Below are 4,678 nucleotides of genomic sequence, written 5' to 3' on the forward strand. Positions count from 1 at the left end.
TTCATGAAGGAAGACGAGCTGCTACGGTTCCTGCGCACCCTATAGTGGTGTCTAGCTAGAGGAGGGATCACACCTTGCTCGGGCACTTCCGGCGGCTTTATATTTGCGCTGATTTTTTCCGCATGGATCCCTGCGGGAGAATGGGGAATCGTCTAATGGCAGGACGTGTGACTCTGGATCACAAAGTCGGGGTTCGAATCCCTGTTCCCCAACTGGCTATTTGACTGGCGCATTCGTCTAGGGGTAAGGACACCGGGCTCTCAATCCGGAAACAGGGGTTCGATTCCCCTATGCGCTACGCTTAATACGCGCCCGTAGCTCAATTGGACAGAGCGTCTGGCTACGGACCAGAAGGTTGAGGGTTCGAGTCCTTCCGGGCGTACGATTTTAGAATCTTAGAGGGGTTGTGGAGAGAATTTTTTAGCTGGTGGTTCTGGGGCAATCGTGTATTATGTTTACGTTTTGAAAAGCAGATCAACTGGAAAACACTATACTGGTTACACCAAGAATTTATCAAGACGTCTGCGCCAGCATAATACCGGCCAGAGCAAAGCTACCCGTTGGCGGGGCCCTTTTGACGTGCTGTATGTCGAGGAGTTTTCTTCCCGAAGCGCAGCTATGCGTCGAGAAGCTTACTTTAAGCAGGGAAAAGGGAGGGAAGAACTCCAAATTAGGATCTTGCAAGGATAGAGCGGTCGCCGCGGCGACAGGTTGGGGGTTCGAGTCCTCCCGGGCGTACGGATTGAAATCCCCGGTTTCTTTCGGGAGGCCGGGGTTTTTTTCATGCTGGTCGAGCGTCTGGCTACGGACCAGAAGGTTGGGGAGCCGCCCCGCTTGCAGCGGGATTCAGTCCCGCCGTAGGCCTTGCCTCTGGTGGGACTGTAGGCGGGAAGTCCTTCCGGGCGTACTGACGAGAAACCCTTACTTCCCTCCAGAAGTGGGATTTTTTATTCGCCGGCTGGCGAATAAAATAATCCGGCAGCGATTTACATACCGTACTGCCGGGTCGAAGTTGGGGATGGGTGTACATCTGGCAGTGCCCTGGCTGCCGCGCTCCCATTCCTCACCCATGGCGGGGCGGATTATTCCGTTTGACCGGCGGAGGGGGCGGGCCTACATTTCGCGCCGATGACTACCATAGGCAGGGGGAGCCTAGCGGGGTGTGAAGGGTTGTCGAGTCCCCGGCGGCTGAAGCGCGGAGCGACGCGTGGGCGGTGACGTGCTGGTGTCCGGGGTGACCATCGTGCGCAACGGGCAGCGTCTCGACTATCCTTTCCTGGAAGTCATTCAGTCCGCGCTGCCGATCTGCGATGAGTTTATCGCGGTCGTGGGGAAGAGTGACGACGACACCCTCGAGCAGATCCGCGCCATCAACGATCCCCGCTTGCGCATCGTGGAGACCGTGTGGTCGGAGAAGGTCCGGCCCCGCAAGTGCCTGCTGGCGCAGCAGACCAACATCGGTCTGCACCTCTGTCAGGGCGACTGGTGCATCTACGTGCAGGCCAACGAGGTGCTGCACGAGCGCTCGTATGGCGTCCTGCGGGAGCTCATGGAGAAGTATCGCCACGACGCGCGGGTGGAGGCGATGCTGCTGGAGCGGCTCACGTTCTGGGCGGATTACCAGCACTACATAGCCACCTATCCGCGTCGTTTCAAGTACTCGGTGCGCATTGTGCGGCCGCACATCGGTATGTATTCCATCCGCGATGCTATGGGTTTCGCCGTGTTCGACCGCTTTTCGATCCGTGGGCGTTATCCGCGTGCGATTGACACTGGCGAAGATATCTATCGGTATGGATTCGTCCATTCCCGGGAGAAACAGGCCGAGAAGCTGCGCGACGCCGTCCATCGCCAGGGGAAAGCCAGGCCGGTAGGCAAGGACTACTACCTGCGGACTTATCCCCGCCAGTTCATTCGGCGCTTTACCGGCGCACATCCCGGCGTAATGCGTGAGCGCGTCGCCAGCTTTCCCGAGCAGTACGACGAGCAGGACCCGCGCTGCCGAAGTGCCCTGACGCTCAAGGAACGCCGGCGATTATGGGAAACCAGGTTCTACCAGCGCTTCGGCGTTCCGCGCTGGCGCCACGTGCCTTACAAGTTGGTCCTGGGCGGCTACCTCCCGAAGAACCGAACGATTGATCCGTGACCTTGCCCCAAAAACCGCTCCAGATCTTAAGTTAGAATTTCGACGCAAAATAAAGGGGCAATTCCCTGTACATAAGGTGATATACCCCCGAACAGACCAAGTTCTGTGTAACCTGAACGTATTGTTCAGATTACATAGAAAATGTGTTGATTGGTATTTAGAGAGGAATCGGCATAAAATAGCCACACTAGAAAATAGAATCGTTAATTAACAGTAGGTTATGAACCATTCCTTTTGGCTGCGGACCAGAAGGTTGGGGGCCTCGGCGTCCTCGCTTCGCTACGGACAGGTAGCCTACAGAGAGACTTCGCCCCGCCATCGGCGGGATCCAGTCCTTCCGGCCGTACCAATGAGTAACCCTCATTTCCCTCCGGGAGTAGGGGTTTTTATCCGCCAGCAGGCGGATAAGATAATCCGGCAGCCGATTCATATACTGCGCTGCCAGCCCGGAAGCCTCCCCCGCGTATCGTGGTATTTCCGAAGTAGCGGGGTCGGTGTGAGGGGAGCTACTCCAGTTCGATGGCCAGTTCCAGCTGCTCCGTGGGATAGAACTGCGATATTTGGGCGGGGGGCGACTGCGGTACCAGGTGCTGCTCCACGATCTGGACGCTGCCCGGGTTTCGCCACTCGGATACGAAGAAGCCCAGCAGGCACCCGCAGACAAAGGCAGCCGCCAGCTTCAGGACCGCCGGCACAGACGCCGGTTTGGAGGCCGCCAGCGGGGGGAAGGAGGGTTCGATGCGGGGTTCGAGGGCACCGAGGAGCCGGGTGTCCGCCTCCAGTTCCGCCAGCCGGGTGCTGCATTCCGGGCAAGCGTCGAGGTGGGTCCGGACATGGGTAGCGTCGCGGTCATCCAGCAGTTGGAGGACGTATTTCAGCAGGAGGTCGTTATCCAGGTGGTTCATGGTGTGATTCCCTTTTCCCGGAGGTGATGCCGGCAGGTGCGCACGGCGTGGAACATTCGTGATTTAACGGTACCCAAGGGGGTGCGGGTCATGCGGGCGATTTCCCGGTAGCTGTGGCCGCCGTAGAATCTCAGGACCAGGACGTCCCGCTGGGGTTGGGGCAGGGCGTCGATGATGGCGGCGATCCCCTTGTCGCGCTCGCTGTTGAGGTAGGCTTCCAGGGGGGAGGGAGCCCCGTCCCGGATGGTGTGGGGATTCGCCCCGGGGTGGTAGCGCTGGCTACGCTGGATTTCCTTGAGGGCCAGGCGGTAGGCGATGGTGTGCAGATAGGCCTGGAAGTTCCCTCGGACCGGTGGCAATCGGCGTTTCAGCAGCCGGATGAAGGCTTCCTGGACGATATCCTCGGCGGCATCGTGCGAGCCGGTGACGAACAGGGTGGTGCGGAGCAGGGTGGGCGAGTGGCGCTGGTAGAGCAAGCGCCAGGCCGACTCGTCTCCAGCACGTGCCGCCTGCAGGCTGTCCCAGTCAGAGGTCATTCAAGGTAGCCCTGCTCCCGGCACCAGGCGCGGATCTCAGGGTACTCCGCTGCGCGGCACCAGGTGGTGCTCATGGCATCGATCTGGTCCGCCGGTACGATCGGTTCCAGATGACGGCGGTACCAGTGAAACAGGTCGGGGACCAGGTTGGGGGCATCGCGGCGGAGGGGGTCCAGCAGTTTATGGATGCTGGCGAAGTAGTTGAACATGAGTTTCCGGCCAGCATCGGCGGCACGGGCATGCCGAAGCCGCCAGGAATCCAGCCCCCCGGTCCGGAATTGGCCGGTCCAGGTACTCGCCAGGGAGCGCAGCTGTTGGGAATAGGCTTTATCGGTGGGTGTCACCAGTGTGACCAGTCCCAGGAGACGGCCAGCACTCCGGTATCGGTCAATTGTTCCGGAAGAAGCCAGGGTGGCGGCGAAATAGACCGGGCGGCCTTCCCGCTGGGCAGCCTTGATAATACGCACGATGAGGGTATCGCTGAAGGGGCTCCCGGAAGGATCGGGCCGCCTCCCGCTCTTAATGTCCTCAAGTATCTCCGATCGCAGGATCAGCAGCTCTACTCGGGTGATGAACCGGGGAATCCCTTCCCGGATGACGTACGCAGGGTACCAGTCGGTGTTCAGCAGGGAGCGGTTGACGATCCGCACGTCCGGCCTGATGTTCAAGAGCCGGGTCAGGATCCAGCCCGGATAGGTGTCATTATCGCCGTTGGTGATGAGGATGGCGTCCGGTTCCAGCAGGGCCAGCATGTTGAAGGACATATCCATGATCTCTTCGGCAATTCCGCCCCCTTCCAGAATTTTCCGTAGGGCAAGGTCCACCTTTTCCGGTTCCTGGTCCATATAGTGAATGACCAGGGAGAACCAGGGGTCCAGGTATCCGGGGTCCAGGGAGGCCGCTTTTTCCAACCGGAGCTGGCCCTTGAGGTTAGCGTAGTGGCCGTGCTCCAGCATTCCGGACAGATACAGGAGGACCGGGTTGGCCGGGTACTTACGGACACCCCTTGCCAACAGGGATTCATAATCGGGGTCCCCGGCGTACCGGGCGGCGTACATCCAGTTGGCGTAGGCCGTTTCCGATGGGAAGGT

At 59.7% G+C, this 4,678-nt stretch carries 5 protein-coding genes and 3 tRNA genes; 5 read left to right on the forward strand and 3 right to left on the reverse strand.

Annotation, left to right across the window (positions count from 1 at the left end):
• Positions 1 to 141 precede the first annotated feature (141 nt).
• From ACETWG_04805 to ACETWG_04825, 5 genes are all read left to right on the forward strand, one after another.
• A tRNA-Gln gene (locus tag ACETWG_04805) sits at positions 142 to 212 on the forward strand.
• Positions 213 to 226: 14 nt separating this feature from the next.
• Positions 227 to 298, forward strand: a tRNA-Glu gene (locus tag ACETWG_04810).
• Between the two features lie 10 nt (positions 299 to 308).
• Positions 309 to 382: transfer RNA gene (locus tag ACETWG_04815), tRNA-Arg, on the forward strand.
• A 62-nt stretch (positions 383 to 444) separates the two neighbouring features.
• The gene (locus ACETWG_04820; protein MFB0515910.1) at positions 445 to 690 is read left to right on the forward strand and encodes a GIY-YIG nuclease family protein; all 246 of its coding nucleotides are present in this window, start codon (positions 445 to 447) and stop codon (positions 688 to 690) included.
• Between the two features lie 517 nt (positions 691 to 1,207).
• Complete coding sequence (locus tag ACETWG_04825) at positions 1,208 to 2,146, forward strand: hypothetical protein (protein MFB0515911.1); 939 nt, start codon at positions 1,208 to 1,210, stop codon at positions 2,144 to 2,146.
• A 506-nt stretch (positions 2,147 to 2,652) separates the two neighbouring features.
• Here ACETWG_04825 and ACETWG_04830 read toward each other — a convergent pair.
• The 3 genes from ACETWG_04830 to ACETWG_04840 form a co-directional block, all read right to left on the reverse strand.
• Positions 2,653 to 3,051, reverse strand: a complete 399-nt coding sequence (locus ACETWG_04830) for a hypothetical protein (GenBank protein ID MFB0515912.1) — start codon at positions 3,049 to 3,051, stop codon at positions 2,653 to 2,655.
• Positions 3,048 to 3,587 carry an RNA polymerase sigma factor gene (locus ACETWG_04835; protein ID MFB0515913.1) on the reverse strand — a complete coding sequence of 180 codons (540 nt, stop codon included), beginning with the start codon at positions 3,585 to 3,587 and terminating at the stop codon, positions 3,048 to 3,050. The genes ACETWG_04830 and ACETWG_04835 overlap by 4 nt, the downstream gene beginning before the upstream one ends.
• Positions 3,584 to 4,678, reverse strand: a 1,095-nt coding sequence (locus ACETWG_04840) for a hypothetical protein (protein ID MFB0515914.1), incomplete at its 5' end; no start/stop codon positions are given. The genes ACETWG_04840 and ACETWG_04835, both read right to left, overlap by 4 nt.

Source organism: Candidatus Neomarinimicrobiota bacterium, assembly GCA_041862535.1.
GTDB lineage: Bacteria > Fidelibacterota > Marinisomatia > SCGC-AAA003-L08 > TS1B11.

Coding starts and splice junctions, on each gene's coding strand:
- ACETWG_04830 (MFB0515912.1), bottom strand. CDS start 3,051: ATGAACCACCTGGATAACGACCTCCTGCTGAAATACGTCCTCCAACTG.
- ACETWG_04835 (MFB0515913.1), bottom strand. CDS start 3,587: ATGACCTCTGACTGGGACAGCCTGCAGGCGGCACGTGCTGGAGACGAG.